We start from the raw sequence: 18,827 nt of genomic DNA, 5'->3' as shown, positions 1-18,827 counted from the left end.
CATTTTAAAGCCTGTAAAAAAAGCATTATTTTATGACTTTTTCAATTTTGTTTACTTTACTTGTCCGACTGCTTTTTTGCATACTCTTCAAGGTATGCTCTTTCATAAATTCAAATATCCTGTGCGTAACCGTTCCTATAAGAATCGGAATGAATATTCCTGCGGCAAGGTAGATTATGCAGTAAAAATTTAAGCCGTTCGGACGATAAATGTACCAGATTGTTGACTTGAGTTTTAAAATATCGAAATCTTTGAACAGCGGTGTAATTACGCTCAATCCCCAGAACGCCCATTTTACAATCATAAAGGCAAAAATGTGGTGAATCATAATGCTGTAGGTATTGTCAGAAATCATTCTGACAAGCTTTTTGTTCTTGATAATCGGAGTAATCAGCTTTGCAACCCTCAGCCAGAACGCAATGCCCGTGATTGCGGTTACATAAGGAATGACGCAGCCGTTGTCAAACTTCACGCACTTTGATGGAGTGTATTCAAGATTTTCACAGAATGTGAGGAGAAGAAGCTGAACTCCGAGAACGATTGTAAAATATGCAACGCTGTTGAGATTATCGTGTTTTTCAAGCTTTTCGTGATAAAATCTGCCAAACTCAAAACACGGCAGAAAAAACATTGACCTGAACAATAACAGCAACGCACCCTTTGGGGCAGGATTCCAAATGCAGTATTGCACACCGAAAATTCCGATTGCAAGATACACGGCAAGAATGACATACTCGTTGCCCCTGTGAACCTTTTTGAGCAGTTTGCGAAACAGTATATTAAAAACATAAACACAGAACAGCGGATATACAAACCACGAACCGAGGTTGTAGGCAAAACTTTCGCCGTCAATAAACGGCATAACAAAAAGGTTGTACAGATCAAATTTGCCCTGAGCAATCGTATAGCCGACCTGAGTAAGTGCGAATGCAATTATTCCGTAAACAATGTTCCATAGATACGCAGGAATCAACAAGCGTTTTGTCCGTCCCCATATATATTTGAAAATATGTTCCTCGTGCTTTTCCTTGTAAAAATATCCCGAAATGAAAACGAACAAGGCGAGATTGTACGAATACTTCGGAAACCAATCGTACATCAGCGACACACCGCCGTTGTAGCAATGCCCCGAAACTATGATAATAATGCCGATTGCCGACAAAATTTTAAAAGTAAAATTAATGTTTCCGTCATCGCCGAGCCTTTTGTTTTCAGCTGTGACACTGTTTTGTTTAAGTGCAGATTTACTGCGTGTTTTGTTCTTTCCCATAATTCCCTCTCATCTGTATTTGTCGCAATTTAAAAATTCCGCAAATTCACACGGTAATTGTACCACAAAAGCAATCTGCAATCAATATATCAAATTCACCGTGCTAAACACATATAAATCATTATTTTGCACAATCTCACTTTTGTTTTAACAGGTATTTAAATCTTTTATTTGCATATGTTCCGCCATACAATTGTGTACATACCCTTAAAAAACTAAGATTAAAATGTAAATAAATTCAGTCAAAAAGCCGGACAAAGCATAAAATAAAAAAATATACAAAAAACTATTGACACAACCTTTACATAATGCTATAATAATAAAGCTGTAAAAAACAGCAGAGTTGTATATCGCGGGATAGAGCAGCTCGGTAGCTCGTCGGGCTCATAACCCGAAGGTCGTCGGTTCAAATCCGGCTCCCGCAACCATATCAAGTGGATGTGACTGATTTCGGTTACATCCACTTTTTTAACATTAATATAAATGAGGCTTCGTTGTCGCAAAAAGAGTATCCATTTTGAGTCCTTACCCAGAGCAAGAGGCTGCGTTGATGTTTCAAGTCAACGAAGAAACCCCCTCCTGTATAATTTTGATAAAAATTGAAAATAAAAAAATATCTCAGATTGATATTTGTATGCCACAGCTGTTCAAATACAGATATAAATAAGCTCATTGGTTGCCCAACTTGATGAATTGTTTTGTTTAAACAAATGTTTTGATATGACGAATGTTGTGCATAACATGTAACAGAAACCGTGTTCGCCACGACAGAATTACGGTTATTTTGCGATATTTATATTATGATTTAATCTAAATTATTGTGTCTTTATCTGCGGGCGGCTGATGACCGCTCATACAGGATTGCGCAACCTCACACAATACAGCCCATACAACACACAACAGCACCGAAGTCATATCGGTGCTGTTTTTTGTTTTTATTATAAAGTTTTGGCTGAATAATCAAAGCTTAATGTTATTCATCTCGTCACCGAGGACATCGGCGATTTCTTTCAGGTGGCCTGTGCGTTTGCCTTTTAGTTTATAGAACTGCAAAAGTCCGTAGCCCGGGTACTCGTTGCCCTCAACCATAACGGGACCGTTCTTTGAAAAGGCGATATCCCAACCGATATATCTCACCTGCGGAATCTTTTCCGCTGCCTCAACAACCATGTCAAGAGCCTCTCGAACGCCTGCAATCTTAACCTCGGAGAACTTTTTGCCTGTCATCGGGTGTTTGTCATAAACATTGCCGTAGTCGTCAATTACATTACTGTCGATTCTGCCGTCTGCATCAAGGCTGAGGTAGAGGTCATTTGTACATCCGATAACATTTGACTCGTCCTGATTGATACGGAGAGCGTTATTTATTATATGTGCCTTGCCGTCCTTATAGAGCGTAACAACTCGCCATGAATTTACAACGCACGGATTGATTTCGTTGAGGTCATCGCTCTGAACGATTGCTTCCTCAACAAGAAGCTGACCGTTTGCCTTGAGTTCATCATAAAGCTTGTTGCTGTCCTTTACATCGGCAACGGTGATTTTTGAAATGCCGTGACCGCCCTCGCCTGTCGGATCTTTTGCAAAAACGGTTTCTCTGCCGTCAAGGAACTTCCTGAAATCTTCCTTACTGCCTGTGCGAAGGTTGATGAAATCTCTTTTGAGATACTTTTTGAAAAGCTCGTCAAAAACAAGCTTGTCACGAAGAAGAACGATATATTCCTCATCGTTGAGATATTCAAGAATTTTGTAGAAAGTTTTTGCAGTTACAAAGGTTTTTTTCTCTTTAGCCGAAAGGTTGATAAAATCGCAACGGAAATAGTCCGTGTAGCCTGTGCCTCTGATGAGAAAGTTGCGGATTATGTCGAACTTGATATAAGCCTTTGACTTACCGCTGTTCTTGGCGATAATGTCAATGTGCTTATCCATTCTGCTGTGGTTAATATCTCTGAATTTATTCAAAAGCCATTTGTGTACCGAAACTGCCATCTTACTTCTCCTTTACAACCTTACCGTCTTTTACATAAAATCTCGGATTGTTCTTGCCTATATTCACAAGCGCCTCAGCATTGCCCATACCCGAACTTCTGCCGAACATACCAACTGTTATACCGTCACCGAGGAGTGTTACCTCGTCATCAATTTTTACCGATGAATCAACCTTAACAGCCGTCATATTCATACACATCTCACCGACAACAGGATATTTTTTGCCGTTGATAACAACCTGTCTGCCGTGATTTGCGTGACCGATGCCGTTGTTGTAGCCGACAGGAAGAATTGCAAGAATAATATCCTCATCTGTCGTATATGACGCATTGTAGCCGAACCACTCGCCCTTGTTCACCTTTTTAAGCTGAAGAATACGGGTTTTCATCTTCATAGCCGGCTGTAAATCTATCTTTACATCAAAATATGTTTCGCTGATGTTGTACTTCTTAATGAAGTAATTGTTTCGCATTTTGCGGAGTTTGTCCTTTGGCGAATTTGAAAGAGAATCGGGGGCAACATTGTAGCCGTAGATTGCAATGCCCATTCTCACGCCTGTTGTAAAAGGCTGTTTCGGGTGGGTGAGCATTGAAACGGAACTGCCCATATGGACAATCGGGATTTTATTCAAATCAATAAGCGATGTAAGCTCCTTGAAGTTTCTGACCTGCTCGTCCCAATGGGGATCAAAAATTCCGGCTGTTGCAAAATGCTGATAAATTCCCTCAAGAACAAAATTTGAACCGTTAATCATATCAACGGCAGTTTTAACCTCGTTCTTATCCTTGAAGCCGAGGCGGTTGAAGCCTGTATCAATCTGGAGATGAACCTTGAAATTGCAGCCAATGTTCAAATCAAGCAACCTTTTGAGGTAATCAAGCTCATTCACGGCAATGGTGAGATTAAGCCGCTTTGCCTCCTCAATTCTCGAAAGATGAACCGGATGCAGGCACAAAAGCGGAGCGTCCTTGTTGACCTTACGAAAGCTTTGAGCCTCCTCAAGAGAGGACACGGCAAAATAGTTAATGCCGTTTTTGTACATTTCATTTGCCACTTCCATACCGTGACCGTAACCGTCACCCTTGAGAACGGCAATAAAATATTTGTAGTCGCTGTATTTTTGTGTTATCGCACGGGCATTTGCACCGATTTTGTCAAGGTCAATTTCAACATATGAATCCAGCATTCCAAAGCCTCCGTTAATACACTATATCCTTGAAATTATAGCATAATTGCATGGGTAAATCAATAGCGATATTGAACAGTAACGGTGTACGGTTCGGGCATAAAAGTGAAAATTGAAAATGTAAAATGTAAAATTATGGTCGGGAAGACAATTTGCAAGAGTGAAAAACATTGTTGCCCGACCGTTTTTGTATATATGGAAGTTGTTGCAAATTTGTTGGGCGGACATTATATGCCTGCAGATAACCCCGCAAAGATTTGTACAAATTAAAATTTATATAAATAAAGCAAAAATTGCATCAATGCCGTATCGGGCATCAATGCAATTTCCTAATCTAACTATCTTCTCGAAAGGACTGCGGTGTGCCACCGCAGTCCTAAATTTTCCATTTTCAATTTTCAATTTGCCAACGGCTTGCCGTTATATAAGCCCTACAATATACATCTGAATTGTGGTTGCATCAATGACGGTAATATCGGAATCAAAGTTTACATCAGAGTTTATACGCTCTATCTCGTTCTGATTGACGATACCCACAATTGCTTTCTGAATTGCGGTTGCATCGGCAATGTTTATTTTGCCGTCACCGTTTGCGTCACCGTAATATGCCTTTTCGGCTGAATTGGTGCTTGCAGTCATAACATAGTTTGTCATACCGATTACAAGGTTGCCCTTGTCAACTCTTTTTACATACTGCAAAGTTGCCTTGTTGTTCGGAGAATCCAACACGGCAACATACATTGCGTCGCCCTTGAGAACCATGCCGTAGCAAAGCCTGCCTGATGACACCGACACACCGTTGATGTCGGATGCAGCAACTGCCTGTCTGCCTGTTTCAACATCGTATGAATACACGGCGTCGGAGGTATTAAAATACAGAGTATCGTTGTATTTTTCAAGGCTCATAAATGTATTTAGCCAGTAGGAATTACCGCCTGCGCTCCATCTTTCGTTCAATTTCAGCTTTTTCTCATATGTATTGCTGTCAAGCTTGTATTTTAACAATGCACCCTTGTTAGCTGAAGAATTGTTGTTGACAAAGCCGTAAAATTCACCGTTAACCTCACAAAGCCTTGTGTCGAAATTATGGATTTCGTAATTATCATATTTTGTCGAATTTGCACCGTAGCTTATTGTGTAATCATAGTGCTTTGACGGAAGATTCTGAATGGCATTGTCACTCAAAAGGAAGTATGTATGCTGAGCGTGTCCCGGTCTGTCATTAATAGGATCATCCCATGTAACATCAACATTATACCAAGCGTTGCCGATATGAACCTTGTTCCACATATGGTTCATTGAGTTTGAAACAACAAGTTCGGAGTCTATTCCGATAAGTGAAAGCATGTAGGAATACGCAAGCGCATAGCCCTGACATACGGAAGTTTTTTCAACAAGCGAATTGTAAATATCAGCCTTGTTGTAATCTGATGTGCTGTACTCGCTCATAATGGCAAGCTCATCGTGAATTACGAGTGCCTTTTCGGAATCGGTCATATTCTCGTCCACAAGCGAAAGAATTCTCTCAACCTCTTTATCAAGCGACTTTTTCTGTGTTGCATACTCGCTCTTGCTGATTGTGTACTCGGGATAGATTGACGCAACCTTATCCTCTGACGGATAGTAGGAGTACGAAAATCCCTGATTCACATAGTAAAGCTCCGGATGAGTCAAGGTCAGCACCTTAAAAAATTCCGCAACATCGCTTCTCGGAACATTTAGACTGCTGATATCAATTTCCTCGTCAAAATTTTTAAGGCTGTCAAGAACCATACCTTCAGCCTTACCGTATTTGTCGTACATTGTTTTGTTATAAAAAATTTTGCCCTCTTTCGGCGCAGTGTATGCCGAAGCTGTAAAAATGCCCGTTGACACCACACAGGACACTGCAACCGATACCGTGAGAATCATTGCAAATAATTTACCCGCTGTTTTTTTAATATTTTTCATATGTATTTCTCCTCTCAAGCCAAAGAAGCAAAATGCACAAAAAATTTTGATTTTCTCTGACTGTTATGATTAAATTGTACCATTGGTAACCGTGATAATTCAATCCGCATAAATGCCGAAATTATAAGCATTTATTTGTCTGTTTATACAAAAATTTAGTTTAATTACAGGTAAAACGCAATAAAACACAATAAAACGCAATAAAACATACTAAGCTATACCGTCATACAATCCGCTGTCTGCACATACAATCTATTACAGATGTCCCCCCTAAGGAGGACAGACAGGAGGGCTGTATGTGAAAGGTATCGTAGAAGAAAGAGCGGCAATGCTCGGTGAATACATAATCGAAAGCAAGGCAACCGTGAGAAGTACGGCAAAAAAGTTCGGTGTGAGCAAAAGCACCGTGCATAAGGATGTCAGCCAACGGCTAAAGGTACTTAACCCTGCACTTTACCGACAGGTGAGGGAAATTCTTGACACAAACAAAAGCGAAAGGCACATAAGAGGCGGTCTTGCAACAAAAAAGAAATATCTGCAAAAGAAAGCCTCCGAAAGCGAAAAAAGCTGAAAATCAACTGCAATACGGCTCATACACCATACAAAACCGCATTTTCAGAGTATATTTTGGGTATTTTGGAACTTTACTTTTTATGACTTGCGTTGTATAATTTAATATATGTGTCATTTGCCCGTTTGGCGATTGAAACTTAGAATTTCAATAAAGATTTAACCTTTTGCCGAAATTCCGATGAGCTGACGCACCTTTGTACTGCTTGCAATCGGTTGCAACTTTTGTTTCGGTTAAAAGAGTGCAATATTTTCAGATTTGTCTATAGTTTGTGTACGGCAGTGGTTAATGCACGGCTGTACCTGAGGAGAAATTAAAAATGAGAAAAATTCCCTTTTCGCCGCCTGACCTTTCTCAGGCAGAAATTGACGAAGTTATAAAGGTTCTGAAATCGGGCTGGATTACAACAGGTCCCGAAACAAAGCTTTTTGAAAGCCGTATTGCAGAAAGATGTCACACGGAAAAGGCTGTCTGCCTTTCATCGCAGACCTCTTGTGCCGAACTTACTCTGCGTATTCTCGGCATCGGTCCGGGAGATGAGGTTATCGTTCCGGCATACACCTACACGGCAACCGCATCAATCATCTACCATGTGGGCGCAAAGCCTGTTATGGTTGACTGCAAAAGCGGAAGCTTTGAAATGGACTACGATAAAATGGAGGCGGCAATCAACCACAATACAAAGGTTATCATTCCTGTTGACCTTGCAGGTGTTGTGTGCGATTATGACCGTATTTTTGAGGCTGTTGAAAGAAAGAAAGGCGTTTTCAATCCACGCAACGAGCTTCAGGAAAAGTTCGGCAGAGTTATTGTTATGGCTGACGGCGCTCACGCATTCGGTGCGCAATGGCACGGTAAAATGTGCGGTGAAATTGCCGACTTCACAAACTTCAGCTTTCACGCTGTAAAAAATATGACAACCGCCGAGGGCGGTGCGGCTGTTCACCGTTCACATGACGGAATTGACGAGGAAGAAATGTACAAGCAGTATATGCTTCTCTCACTTCACGGTCAGACCAAGGACGCATATCAAAAAAACAAAGTCGCATCGTGGGAATATGATGTTGTTGACACTCAGTACAAGTGTAATATGACCGATGTACTTGCCGCAATCGGTGTGGCTCAGCTTGAACGCTACGATCAAATGCTTGAGCGCAGACATCAGCTTATAAAGCTTTACAACGAAGAATTTAAGGATTTGCCTGTTCAGGTGCTTAATCACTGCGATGAAAACCACCGCAGCAGCGGTCACCTTTACTTTGTAAGATTTATCGGCAAAGACGCAGAATATCGTAACAAGTTCTATAATATGATGGCTGACCACGGCGTAATGTGCAATGTCCACTTCAAGCCGTTGCCGTTGCTTTCGGCATACAGCAAGCGTGGTTTCAAGATTACCGATTATCCGAATGCGTATAATATGCACAAAAACCAGCTCACCCTCCCGATGAACTCAACTCTCACAGACGATGAAGCATGGTATGTAATTGAAACATTCAAGCAATGTATGAAAACACTTAAATAACGGCGAGTCGCCGTTCCCCGTTTATAAATTGAAAATGTAAAATGGGAAATTGAAAATTAAGGACGGCGGTGTGCAACCGTCAATAATTTGAAAAGACAGTCAGATAAATAAAATGCATCAGATGCCCGGTAAGGCTCTGATGCATTTTTGTTTTGTAAGGAATCTGTAGGGGCGTTCATTGGACGCCCGCTAAGTAACGGCAGAAAATCTATGTTAAATCCAATTATATAAATGTTGCAAAGTTACTGCTATAATGTAGCGGCGAACCGTGTTCGCCATTTTAAACGATTGTAAAATCGGTTCGACCTAATACAAAATATTTGTTTATTATTTTGTTTGATATATCAAAGATTATGTACGGGCATTTTATTCGTTTTGGTTTTTCAACCAAAACGATTGGCGAACACGGTTCGCCGCTACAGATTATACATATCATTCATCACATCAAAACATTTTTATAAAACAAATCCATTCATCAAAGCGGGCGCCCAATGAGCGCCCCTACGATTTGCAAAGAAAATCAAAAAGTCAGGAAACTATGTTTCCTGACTCTAATTGCTGCATATCATATTTTCAGCTAAATTAAATTCACTTTTAGCTGTCCGTCAGGACAATTTAGCTATCCGCAGGATAATTTAGCTTGCGTAGCAAATTTAGCTCACGCTTGCGTGAATTTAGCTGACGAAAATCAAGGATTTTCGTCAATACCCCCACCTGTCAAAAAATCTGACAGTCTGATATGTCAGGATATAGTTCTGACTTTCGTGGAAAGCGCTCTGAACCATATCGGGATTATACATATACATAATGCGGTGCTGAACGGCATCCTTGTTTTCGTCAAAGATATAGCTTACCGCCTGAATACATTCCTGATTTGTGCCGATTTTGGTACTGCCGGTATAATGGCAGTTCTCGATAACCGAGGCAACTGTCGGATAACCGTCAAAGCACATTGCATCTTTTACCGACTGAGCAATGAGTGCCGCTCCTATAAAACCGCCCGAACCGAATTCGCCCATGCAAAGCCTTTCAAGAAGATCCCTGTCCTCATCGGTAAGCGTTACCTTGGAGCATTCATAGGTTTTGTCCGGATTGTCAATTGCCACAAGATAACCTGCGTCCCATTGAGATTGGTAATCAACAGGCTCTTTCGGCGGAATTGCCGTAGCAAACGGAACAGTTGCCTGTGTTGTTGTCACGGGCTGAGTTGTCGCTTTTGTTGCCTTTGTGGCTTTTGTCTGAGGCTGAGTTGTTGCCTTGGTTGCTTTAGGCTTTGCCGTTGTTGTTTCAACAGGTACGGTTGTTGCGGAAACAGTTGTTGCCGGAACAATCTTCCGAATATTCGGATTCACCCTTGCCATTGCCGATTCTGTCGGAGTTTCTCCGGCATTGAGAGTACCGTTTGAGCAGACGAACTGCAAAACTACCAAAACGGATACTACAACAAGCACAACCGACAAAACCTTGTTTATATTTTTATTGAAAAACTTCATCGTTTCACCGCCGTTTAATACTTCTAAACACAAATGACGCACAAAAAAACACGCTGTCACACACGTAATAATTATACCACGGTATGCTTTTCTTTTCAATTTAAGCATTCTACAAAAATGAACTGCCTTTTTTAAACAATATTACCTAAGCGGACAAATTATTACCATAAACAAAAGCCGACGCATATGCACCGGCTTTTTATTTTAAAAATACTTATTTAAAATGACTGTTTCTCAGCTCTTCTGTACTTTGAAGGTGTTGTTTCGTAGTACATTTTGAATGCTCTGTTAAAGTTTGAAATGTTGTTGAAGCCCGACATACCTGCAATTTCGATAACGGGAGTGTCCGTTGTAGTAAGAAGCATTGCGGCTCTTGTCAGTCTGAGCTCGTTAAGGTAGTTTACAAATGTTGTATTCATAAGCTCCTTAAAGAGATGCGACACATAGTAACGGCTGAGACCTGTTGTCTGAGCTATTGTATCAAGAGTAATGCTGTCGCAGAAGTTGTTGTTGATATATTCCGTAATTCTGCGGAGAGCACGGTACTTTTTGCCCTGAGCCTCAACATCACAAATCTTAACAAGACCCGATGAGAAAAGAATATAGAAAATGTCGTACATTTTGCCGTGAACAAGAATCTGGAAGAACTCGTGCTTTTCGTTCTCGGCAGAAATAACCGTGTTCATATCGTCAATAAGATTGTTATAACGGTAGTCGCCTCTCGTAACCTTTGCAAAGTGAGTGCAGTTGCCTGTTACAAGACCTCTGATCAGACTCTGCGGAATAAACTCCTGAGTGAGCGATGCAGGAATTGAAAGGTTAAGAAGAATAACGTCAACTCTTGCGTTGCCTGTATTATTAATTTTGTATCTCTGATTAGGTGAAATAAAGTAAATGTCGCCTGTTGAGAGCGAATAAGTGTCAGCACCCATTTCAACGGTCATATAGCCGTCCCTTACAACAGCCACAAGAACCTCGTTGTGAACATTCCACATATTGCTGTCAATAATCATTTCACCGCAGACTACTCTGTAAGCTGAACTGGATGCGGTTGCCGAACGCAAGAAATCAAAATTCATAATAATAACCCCGATTCTAAAAAATTATGTTTTCAAACATTTTGTGTCTAAAAACAACACAAATAATCACTGCAACAATATAATAGACTTTATGCACAATAAAGTCAATAATTACGACAAATGTGCAAAAAATAAATGTATAAACCGTAATTAGTGCAAATTTTAAATATTCCGCTGTCTGCTGTATGTTAATTGATTTTTAATTCTACGCAATAATGTATCAATTTATCTACTGATAATTGTTATGATTGTTTCCGAATCAGACATTATTATTTAACGATTTTAATATGAAATATTGCCAACCGTATGGCAATTAAAATGAATCGTTTACATTTTCAAGCTGCTTTTTAAATTCATCAACAACATTTTGCGGTGATATAATTCTGACCTTTCCGCCAAGACCGAATACCCAAGCGTAGAACTGTTTGCTTGTCATAATATCAACCGATACACCGAATGTTGTGTCGCTTTCCTTTGTAACAAAAATATCCCTGCCGAACCTGTCAACAATAACACCTATGCAGTCATTGTCAACCGACAGCTTAACCGTAGCTTTTTCACCGCCAAACATTGAGAAAACGCCCTTTGAATAATCTGCAGGATCAAATTTTTCAAAGGTCTTTCCCCCGTCACGCTCATCGTCAAGCACCTCGATATCGTCCATTTTGTCAACTCGGTAATGCTTTATACTGTCGGCACAGGTGTCATAGGCAATGAGATAGTAATTCTCATCATCCCAGCACAGCGCCCACGGTGAAGCCGTGTATCCGCCGTTCCTGATTTTTTCACGCTTGACAATTCGCTCCGTTCCCGAAAAATCGAGTTCCCAACGGTAGTATTTGAACGAGATTTTGCGGTTGAGTGCTATTGCATTCTGAATTTTGTCAACCGAATAATAAATTCGTTCATTCATTGTTTTAGCTCTGTTTGCGACAAAAACCTGCCGTTGCAGTTCCTTGCCGTCGTGAACACTTGCAAGCCCTTCAAGCTTATGAATGAGGAAAATGCTCTTTTTTTCGGTAATGAATTTTGAGCTTTGAATTGCGTCAACAAGAAGCTTCAACTCGGGCAGTTCAAATTCTCTGCTTGCAACATAATACTTAACGGTTGATGATTTGCTCTTGCAGATGTCCATTCCGAATTTTTCAAGCACCTGCAAATCATCGTAAAGACTTTTTCGCTCCGCAGTAATTCCGTACAACGCAAGCTCCGCCAGAATTTCACTTGAAGTCAGCCCGTGATTTTCATCGGTTTTTTCAAGAAGAATTTTTCGCAGATACAAAAGCTTCTGTTTTTGCATAGGATTTCTCGACATAATACAGTCCCCCTCAAAGGATTATATATTTTTATATGTTCATTATATCAAATTTCAGCCGAGATTTCCATATATTTTTACGGCGAGCCGCCGTTCCCAATTCGTGTAGACAGTTTGTAATATCAAAAACATATCATGCCCGAGCGTAGAATTGTAATTGTTTATTTAATCCTCCCACACGGCGAGCCGCCATTCCCAATTCGAGCAGACAGTTTTATAATAATAAGACATATTATGAATTGGATTTAACATAAATTTTCTGCCATTACTAACGGGAGGACACGGTTTTCCTCTGCAATTAAACAGTTAAATTCATATAAAATAAAAATTGCATCAATGCCGTTTCGGGCATCAATGCAATTCATTTATCTCAACTATCTTCTCGAAAGGTCTGCGGTGGCACACCGCCGACCATAATTTTCCATTTTCAATTTTCCATTTTACATTAACTACTAAATCCGCTCATCATGCCCGTAAGCATTACGACAAGCGGCATTGTTGCAAGTGAAAATACCGTAGTTGCGGCAACGATACTAACCGACAGCTCAACATCCTTGTTGAACTTTGTTGCAAACATAGTTGTTGTTGCGGCAGTAGGGGCTGATGTGGCAATTACGCAAGCCATGGTAATTATGGGTGTGACACGGCACAATGACATTACAACCGCTGTAATCATCGGCAAAGCAATCAGACGGACTGCCGAAGAAAAATATACGCCCTTGTCAGTGAACGCCTTTTTAAAGTCAGCCTGTGAAAGGTAAAAACCGATAATAAGCATCGGGAGCGGAGTGTTCAAAACTGCAAGATATTCAACCGGTTGGCTGATTATGTACGGAAGCTTAAAACCTGTAATAAACAGGATAATTGCAAGAAGAACACCGATAAGACCGGGGTTGAGAACAAGCTTTTTGAATGAAAGCTGTTTTTTGTCACCGCTCATTGAAACAAGTCCGTGCGTCCATACAAAAATGTTGAATACGGCAACGAAAATTGAGCCGTAAAACCAACCGTCATCACCGAGAATTGCCTTCTGGAGGGGCAAAGACATAAATGCACAGTTTGAATAAATTGTTGCAAAGCGGATAACAGCCTTACGGCTTTCATCCTTATCATGAAAAATCAGGTTACAGATAAGTATTGACACAGCGAAAATAAGTGCAGAGCAGGCAACGCAAATTATAAGTCCGCTCAAAAGTTCAAACGAGAACTCCCGCTGAAAAGCAGAAATCATAACGCAGGGCGTCACAACATACAATACTATATCGGTCATGTGACGGGCGGAAAAATCGGTGATAATTTTCTTCTTACCGCAAATAAAACCGACTGCAATCAAAATGAACAGTACAAGCACCTGTTGTGCAATAATAATGAAATTCTCTCCCATAAATCATTCTTCTCTCTTAAATTAATCGCTATCATTTTAGCACAGTTGCAAGAGGTTTTCAAATGATGATGTGCTTTTTTTCGTTTTTTTTGACAGAAAAAACGACATAGTTCACAAATATTAGGCAATAACATTGTGCATTTCAACTAACAGGAATTTTATTTTTTCGCAAATATGTATTAACCGCCGAATTTTTGTACAGTTTATTGACATTTTTTACTCTGAAATGTATAATATTTACAAAAGATAAAACTTTTATTTCTGCAATATTTTATTACTTTGAAAGAAGGATTTATTATGGCAACAACAAAGAAAACAACTGCAAAAACAGCCCCTGCAAAAACTGCTCCCGTTAAGGAAGAGCCTGTAAAAAAGACTGTTGCAAAGGCTGAGCCTGCTAAGACTGTTGCTACAGCTGCAAAGAAGGCTGAACCCGCAAAGACAGAAAATGTAAAGGTTGAAACTGTTAAGAAAGCAGAACCCGTTAAAAAGGCTCCTGTTAAGAAAGCAGCTCCAAAGAAGGTTGCTCCAAAGAAGGTTGCTCCAAAGAAGCCCGTTCCGGTTGAAACAAAGGTTAATTTCTTCGTAGAATATGCAGGCGCACAGGTTCCTGTTGAAGAAGTAATCAAAAATGTTAAGGCTACATACGGCAAGGATGCAAAGGAAATTTCAATCTATCTCAAGCCCGAAGAAAGCAAGGCATACTTTGTTGCCGACGGCAACGCAGAAGAAATGGATGTATTCTTCTGCTGATTGTAATAAATTTTGAATTTAAAACACAAGCTTTAAAGACCGCTCAAAAGAGCGGTCTTTTGTTGTTTTAAGATGAATGTTGCGAAAAATCGTAGTGCGGATATTATCCGCCCCACGACCAAACAGTTAATTTCATATATAAAAAACGGTCGGGCGACAATGATTTGCATTTTGCAAACTGTCGCCCGACTTTAATTTTCAATTTTCAACTTTCAATTTTCCATACGCTCGGGCAATTTAACTCTCGCACTTGTAAAACTAACTTCTCGAACGGGGAACGGCGGTTCGCCGTATTATCTGTCTTTCAAATCAACATATTCCTTGTTTTTGGAAATGCTCATATATGCAGGACGGATAATCTTACCGCAGTTGATAAGCTCCTCAAGTCTGTGTGCGCTCCAACCCGTAATACGAGCTGTTGCAAAAAGCGGAGTATAAAGCTCACACGGAATATCAAGAAGGCTGTAAAGAAGTCCGCTGTAGAAATCGACATTTGCGGCAACGCCCTTGTAGATTTTACGCTTTCTGCCGATAACCTTCGGAGCCAGTCTTTCAACTCTCTCATAAAGATCAAATTCATCATTGTGACCTTCGGCAAACGCAAGCTTTTTAACAGCACCGTGAAGAATCTGCTGACGGGGGTCGGAAATTGTATAAACTGCGTGTCCCATACCGTAGATAAGACCTTTTTTATCAAAAACCTGCTTGTCAAGGAGCTTCTCAAGATAATCTTCAAGAGCGTCCTCGTCCTCCCAGTCCTTAACATGCTTTTTGAGATCCTCAAACATATAGTAAACCTTAACATTTGCACCGCCGTGCTTAGGACCTTTGAGTGATGCAAGTGCCGCAGCTACTGCCGAGTATGTATCAGTACCCGAAGATGTTACAACATGTGTTGTAAATGTTGAGTTGTTACCGCCGCCGTGTTCCATATGGAGAATGAGCGCCATATCAAGAACCTTTGCCTCAAGCGGAGTATAGTGTCTGTCGGGACGAAGAAGCGACAAAATAACCTCGGCTGTTGACATTGTAGGCTCTGGACGGTGGATATAAAGGCTGTTATCACGCTGATAGTGATTATATGCGTGATAGCCGTAAACCGACAAAAGAGGGAATACGGAGATAAGCTGTATACACTGTCTTAAAACATTGTCGATTGATGTATCGTTAGCATTCTTATCATAGCAGAAAAGTGTGAGAACACTTCTTGCTATTGAATTCATCATATCGTTACTTGTGGCCTTGAGGATAACATCACGAACAAAGTGCTGAGGAAGAGTTCTGTACTGAACGAGAAGCTCCTTAAAGTCTTTAAGCTGTTCTTCGTTAGGCATATCGCCAAAGAGAAGAAGATATGTAACCTCTTCAAAACCAAAACGGTCATCCTCAAGAATACCGTCAACGATATCCTTAACATTATAGCCCCTGTAACGAAGCTCACCCTCGCAAGGAACAAGCTTTCCGTCAACAAGCTTATTCTGTGTGATTGTAGAAATATCTGTGAGACCTGTGAGAACACCCTTACCGTCAAGGTCACGGAGACCTCTTTTTACATTGTACTTGCTGTATAAATCTGTATCAATAACGGAGTTATGCGTCATTTTCTGAGCCAGAGCATGAATCTGCGGTGTAACATCCGAATACTCGCTGTTTGTCATAAAAAACACTCCCTTTTAAAATTCACAATAAATTGAAACTATATTTTATACATTATAGCACATTTTTTAAAAAAAGAAAAGGTACAATTCTTGCAGAAGTGTCATAATGATTTTTAACCTTATATGTAGAATTTGCATAATTTTCTGTCTTTTTATTCATCATTATGCAATTTTCGGAATGTTTATTTATAAATGAAGTATAATTTTGACGGATATAAATCCGCAATCCGTCATTTGAGGATTTAGGGCAGAAAAATACGGAGCAGGAAAAACCTGCTCCGTAAAAAATAACATTATTTTATTACTTGAGATATGCGCCGTTAGTGCCGATCTGACCGTCAATTCCGGTGAAACCGTCTGCACAGCAAACATAAACTCTCATATTAGCCCTACCAACAGAAGATACTGTAAGTGTGCCGTCTGTAACATACTTAACATCGCCTGTAACTGCATCAATATACTTGCCGTTAGGAAGGTTCTTGAATGTAGCACCGCCTGAGATAGTTACACAAGCAAGGCTGTCTGTAGCGCCCTGTGTGTAACGGCGAATGAATGCCATATTACCGTCAACATAAGTCTTGCTTCTTGTATACTGACCCTTCTGAAGTGCAGGAACTGCTCTTCTGATTCGGTTGAGCTGCTGAATATGAACAGCGAGAGGTGCTTCAAGTGTGCTTGCAACAGCACCGCTTGCATTAGAATATGTACCAAAGTCTGTTGCTGTTACGTCGCCCTCGAGGTAGTCACCGAAGTATGCACGACCTGTTGTTGAAAGAGGTGCGTTAGGACCTACGTCCATAGGAACACCCTTCTGGAACTCAAGCTCAGAACCGTAGTAAAGACACGGAATACCACGGAAAGTAAAGAGTACATCAAGGTTCTCAGCCCATGACTGTGTACCGCCGTCGTAACGGCTGTCCATATCAGGACCGTAGTCGTGAGAATCAACATATGTTACATTCCATGATGAGTCATTGTAGTACGGATCTTCTTCACAAGCACGGGTAAATGCGTTGCTTGCATTTGAGAAGTTCCAATGCATCGGGAAGTCGATTACGCTTGTGCCGTTTGACTTGCTGTAATCAGGTGTGTGATATTTAAGACCGTCAAGATAAACATTATCAGATGTGGGCTGATTTGCTGTACTTGCGTTGCTGTCATAGTGCTTAAGTGTAAGATTAATGTTTGCAGCCTGATCATTTGTAAATGAATCGATGTACTGGCTGTCTGATTCAGCCCATGTATAGAACGGAGCTGAAATTGCAGGAATGTTGTGGTTCCAGAATTCACTTACACGAGTACAAACCTCACCAAAGATGAAGAAGTTTTTACCGCCTGTCTTGAGCCATGACGGGAAGTAATACTGGTTAAGTGTAAGTCTTGAAACGTGCTTTTCAGTATCAAGTCTGAAAGCGTCAACGCCCATGTTGATATAGTTGTTATAAACGTCGTTAAGGTAATTAGCAACTGTAGGATTCTCTGTGTTGATATCAACGCAGTCACCGGCAATCTGACCTGTCTGTACAGTCGGGCTTTCCCAGCTGAGGTCTTTGAAGTGGTGATAGTAGTTTTCCGTGTCGTGATTACCGGAGTCAAGCTCCTTAGTATCCTTCATGATATTAAGTCTTGCGGCATACTGATACTTAGGCTCAAGGTCATCGTAGTTCGGGAATGTTTTAGCAAAGTCGCTTCCCTCAATAACCTTCATGCAATCTACAGAAGCAAGATCCTGAATTGAGTCGTATTCCTTTGTAAACATAGGAGCAAGAGTTGCCTCACCGAAGTTACCTGAATGGTTAACTACGATATCCTGAACAATCTTGATGCCCTTTTCATGAGCGGCATCAATAAGATCCTGATATGTAGCGCCGTCGCTCTCATAACGAACATCAACTGTTGAGAAGTCCATTGCATGGTAGCCGTGGTAATCGTAGCCTGACGCATTTGTTACAACAGGAGTAATCCAGATTGCGCTGAATCCGAGAGCCTTGATGTAGTCAAGCTTGTCGATAAGACCTTTGAAGTCACCACGCCATGCGGGATCGCTGTCGGGGTTGTTTGCCTGTGAGTCATCCCAGCAATGAACATCGTTACCTGTGTCACCGTCATAGAAACGGGTTGTAATTACAAAATAAATTGTGTCTTCACGCATGTCAACACGGTCAAATTCCTGCATATCTTCAGGATTTTTGCTTGACCATCTCTTATTTTTGTACCACCACTCGCCTGTGTTTCTTGTGAGTTCCGCAGACTGCTTTCCGTTTGTAACAAACATCATATTGATTTTTGTTACATCGTTGAAAGTGTACTTGTAGTAGTTGTTTCCCTCGGAAGTCATCTTAACGCCGGGGTACTCCGTGCTGATGTTTTTCGGAAGACTGTTCCAATAATAGATTGTGGGCGTGCCTTCCTCACAGTAGTAATGTACTGTGATTGTGCTTGATGCCGAAGTGTCGTTATCGTCATCTGTATTAGCCGCACTTACGGACATAACAGATACCGTGCAAATTACGCAAATCGACAAAATCAAAGCAAGCAATTTTTTGATTTTTGCCATAGATTTTCCTCCTTTTGTTATACTTTGTACAACATAACATACAATTATATTATAATTTAGACAGCCTCATATATTTTTCTTTTAAAGAATTATTACA

Annotated in this window: 13 protein-coding genes and 1 tRNA gene; 4 read left to right on the top strand and 10 right to left on the bottom strand. The window is 40.6% G+C overall.

Annotated features, from left to right (window positions below; all coding sequences use genetic code 11):
• Positions 1 to 25: 25 nt before the first annotated feature.
• Positions 26 to 1,270 carry an acyltransferase family protein gene (locus WMO31_RS06335; protein WP_367999399.1) on the bottom strand — a complete coding sequence of 415 codons (1,245 nt, stop codon included), beginning with the start codon at positions 1,268 to 1,270 and terminating at the stop codon, positions 26 to 28.
• A 351-nt stretch (positions 1,271 to 1,621) separates the two neighbouring features.
• On the opposite strand from WMO31_RS06335, the gene WMO31_RS06330 reads away from it, so the two are divergent.
• A tRNA-Met gene (locus WMO31_RS06330) sits at positions 1,622 to 1,698 on the top strand.
• 532 nt (positions 1,699 to 2,230) lie between these two features.
• Here WMO31_RS06330 and WMO31_RS06325 read toward each other — a convergent pair.
• From WMO31_RS06325 to WMO31_RS06315, 3 genes are all read right to left on the bottom strand, one after another.
• The gene (locus WMO31_RS06325; protein WP_021883612.1) at positions 2,231 to 3,259 is read right to left on the bottom strand and encodes a sugar-transfer associated ATP-grasp domain-containing protein; all 1,029 of its coding nucleotides are present in this window, start codon (positions 3,257 to 3,259) and stop codon (positions 2,231 to 2,233) included.
• 1 nt (position 3,260) lies between these two features.
• A complete protein-coding gene (locus WMO31_RS06320) occupies positions 3,261 to 4,445 on the bottom strand; it encodes an alanine racemase (RefSeq protein WP_367999398.1) in 1,185 nt (394 codons plus the stop codon).
• Positions 4,446 to 4,865: 420 nt separating this feature from the next.
• Entirely contained in the window at positions 4,866 to 6,395 is a 1,530-nt protein-coding gene (locus tag WMO31_RS06315) for a dockerin type I domain-containing protein (RefSeq protein WP_367999397.1), read from the bottom strand.
• A gap of 298 nt (positions 6,396 to 6,693) precedes the next feature.
• Between WMO31_RS06315 and spoIIID the strand changes: the two genes are divergently transcribed.
• Both spoIIID and WMO31_RS06305 read left to right on the top strand, forming a co-directional pair.
• Complete coding sequence (gene spoIIID / locus WMO31_RS06310; RefSeq protein ID WP_046433134.1) at positions 6,694 to 6,966, top strand: sporulation transcriptional regulator SpoIIID; 273 nt, start codon at positions 6,694 to 6,696, stop codon at positions 6,964 to 6,966.
• A 319-nt stretch (positions 6,967 to 7,285) separates the two neighbouring features.
• The gene (locus WMO31_RS06305; protein ID WP_015522922.1) at positions 7,286 to 8,491 is read left to right on the top strand and encodes a DegT/DnrJ/EryC1/StrS family aminotransferase; all 1,206 of its coding nucleotides are present in this window, start codon (positions 7,286 to 7,288) and stop codon (positions 8,489 to 8,491) included.
• Positions 8,492 to 9,192: 701 nt separating this feature from the next.
• On the opposite strand, the gene WMO31_RS06300 is transcribed toward WMO31_RS06305, so the two are convergent.
• The 4 genes from WMO31_RS06300 to WMO31_RS06285 form a co-directional block, all read right to left on the bottom strand.
• Entirely contained in the window at positions 9,193 to 9,984 is a 792-nt protein-coding gene (locus WMO31_RS06300; protein ID WP_101071008.1) for a hypothetical protein, read from the bottom strand.
• A gap of 218 nt (positions 9,985 to 10,202) precedes the next feature.
• Complete coding sequence (locus tag WMO31_RS06295) at positions 10,203 to 11,063, bottom strand: helix-turn-helix domain-containing protein (protein WP_367999396.1); 861 nt, start codon at positions 11,061 to 11,063, stop codon at positions 10,203 to 10,205.
• A gap of 313 nt (positions 11,064 to 11,376) precedes the next feature.
• Complete coding sequence (locus WMO31_RS06290) at positions 11,377 to 12,378, bottom strand: helix-turn-helix transcriptional regulator (protein WP_367999395.1); 1,002 nt, start codon at positions 12,376 to 12,378, stop codon at positions 11,377 to 11,379.
• Positions 12,379 to 12,823: 445 nt separating this feature from the next.
• Positions 12,824 to 13,762, bottom strand: coding sequence for an AEC family transporter (locus WMO31_RS06285; RefSeq protein ID WP_015522927.1), 939 nt, complete (start codon positions 13,760 to 13,762; stop codon positions 12,824 to 12,826).
• Positions 13,763 to 14,059: 297 nt separating this feature from the next.
• Between WMO31_RS06285 and WMO31_RS06280 the strand changes: the two genes are divergently transcribed.
• Positions 14,060 to 14,515, top strand: a complete 456-nt coding sequence (locus WMO31_RS06280) for a DUF6465 family protein (protein ID WP_117847237.1) — start codon at positions 14,060 to 14,062, stop codon at positions 14,513 to 14,515.
• Positions 14,516 to 14,808: 293 nt separating this feature from the next.
• Here the strand turns inward: WMO31_RS06280 and WMO31_RS06275 are convergent, their stop codons facing one another.
• A complete protein-coding gene (locus WMO31_RS06275; RefSeq protein ID WP_367999394.1) occupies positions 14,809 to 16,173 on the bottom strand; it encodes a citrate/2-methylcitrate synthase in 1,365 nt (454 codons plus the stop codon).
• A 301-nt stretch (positions 16,174 to 16,474) separates the two neighbouring features.
• Positions 16,475 to 18,730: an alpha-amylase family glycosyl hydrolase gene (locus WMO31_RS06270; RefSeq protein WP_195231910.1), complete on the bottom strand. Its 2,256-nt coding sequence runs from the start codon at positions 18,728 to 18,730 to the stop codon at positions 16,475 to 16,477.
• Positions 18,731 to 18,827: the final 97 nt, after the last annotated feature.

The organism is Ruminococcoides intestinale, assembly GCF_040095935.1.
Lineage (GTDB): Bacteria > Bacillota > Clostridia > Oscillospirales > Acutalibacteraceae > Ruminococcoides > Ruminococcoides intestinale.
The sequence above is the reverse complement of the archived record's forward strand: the minus strand, read 5'-3'. Positions and strand labels throughout refer to the sequence as shown.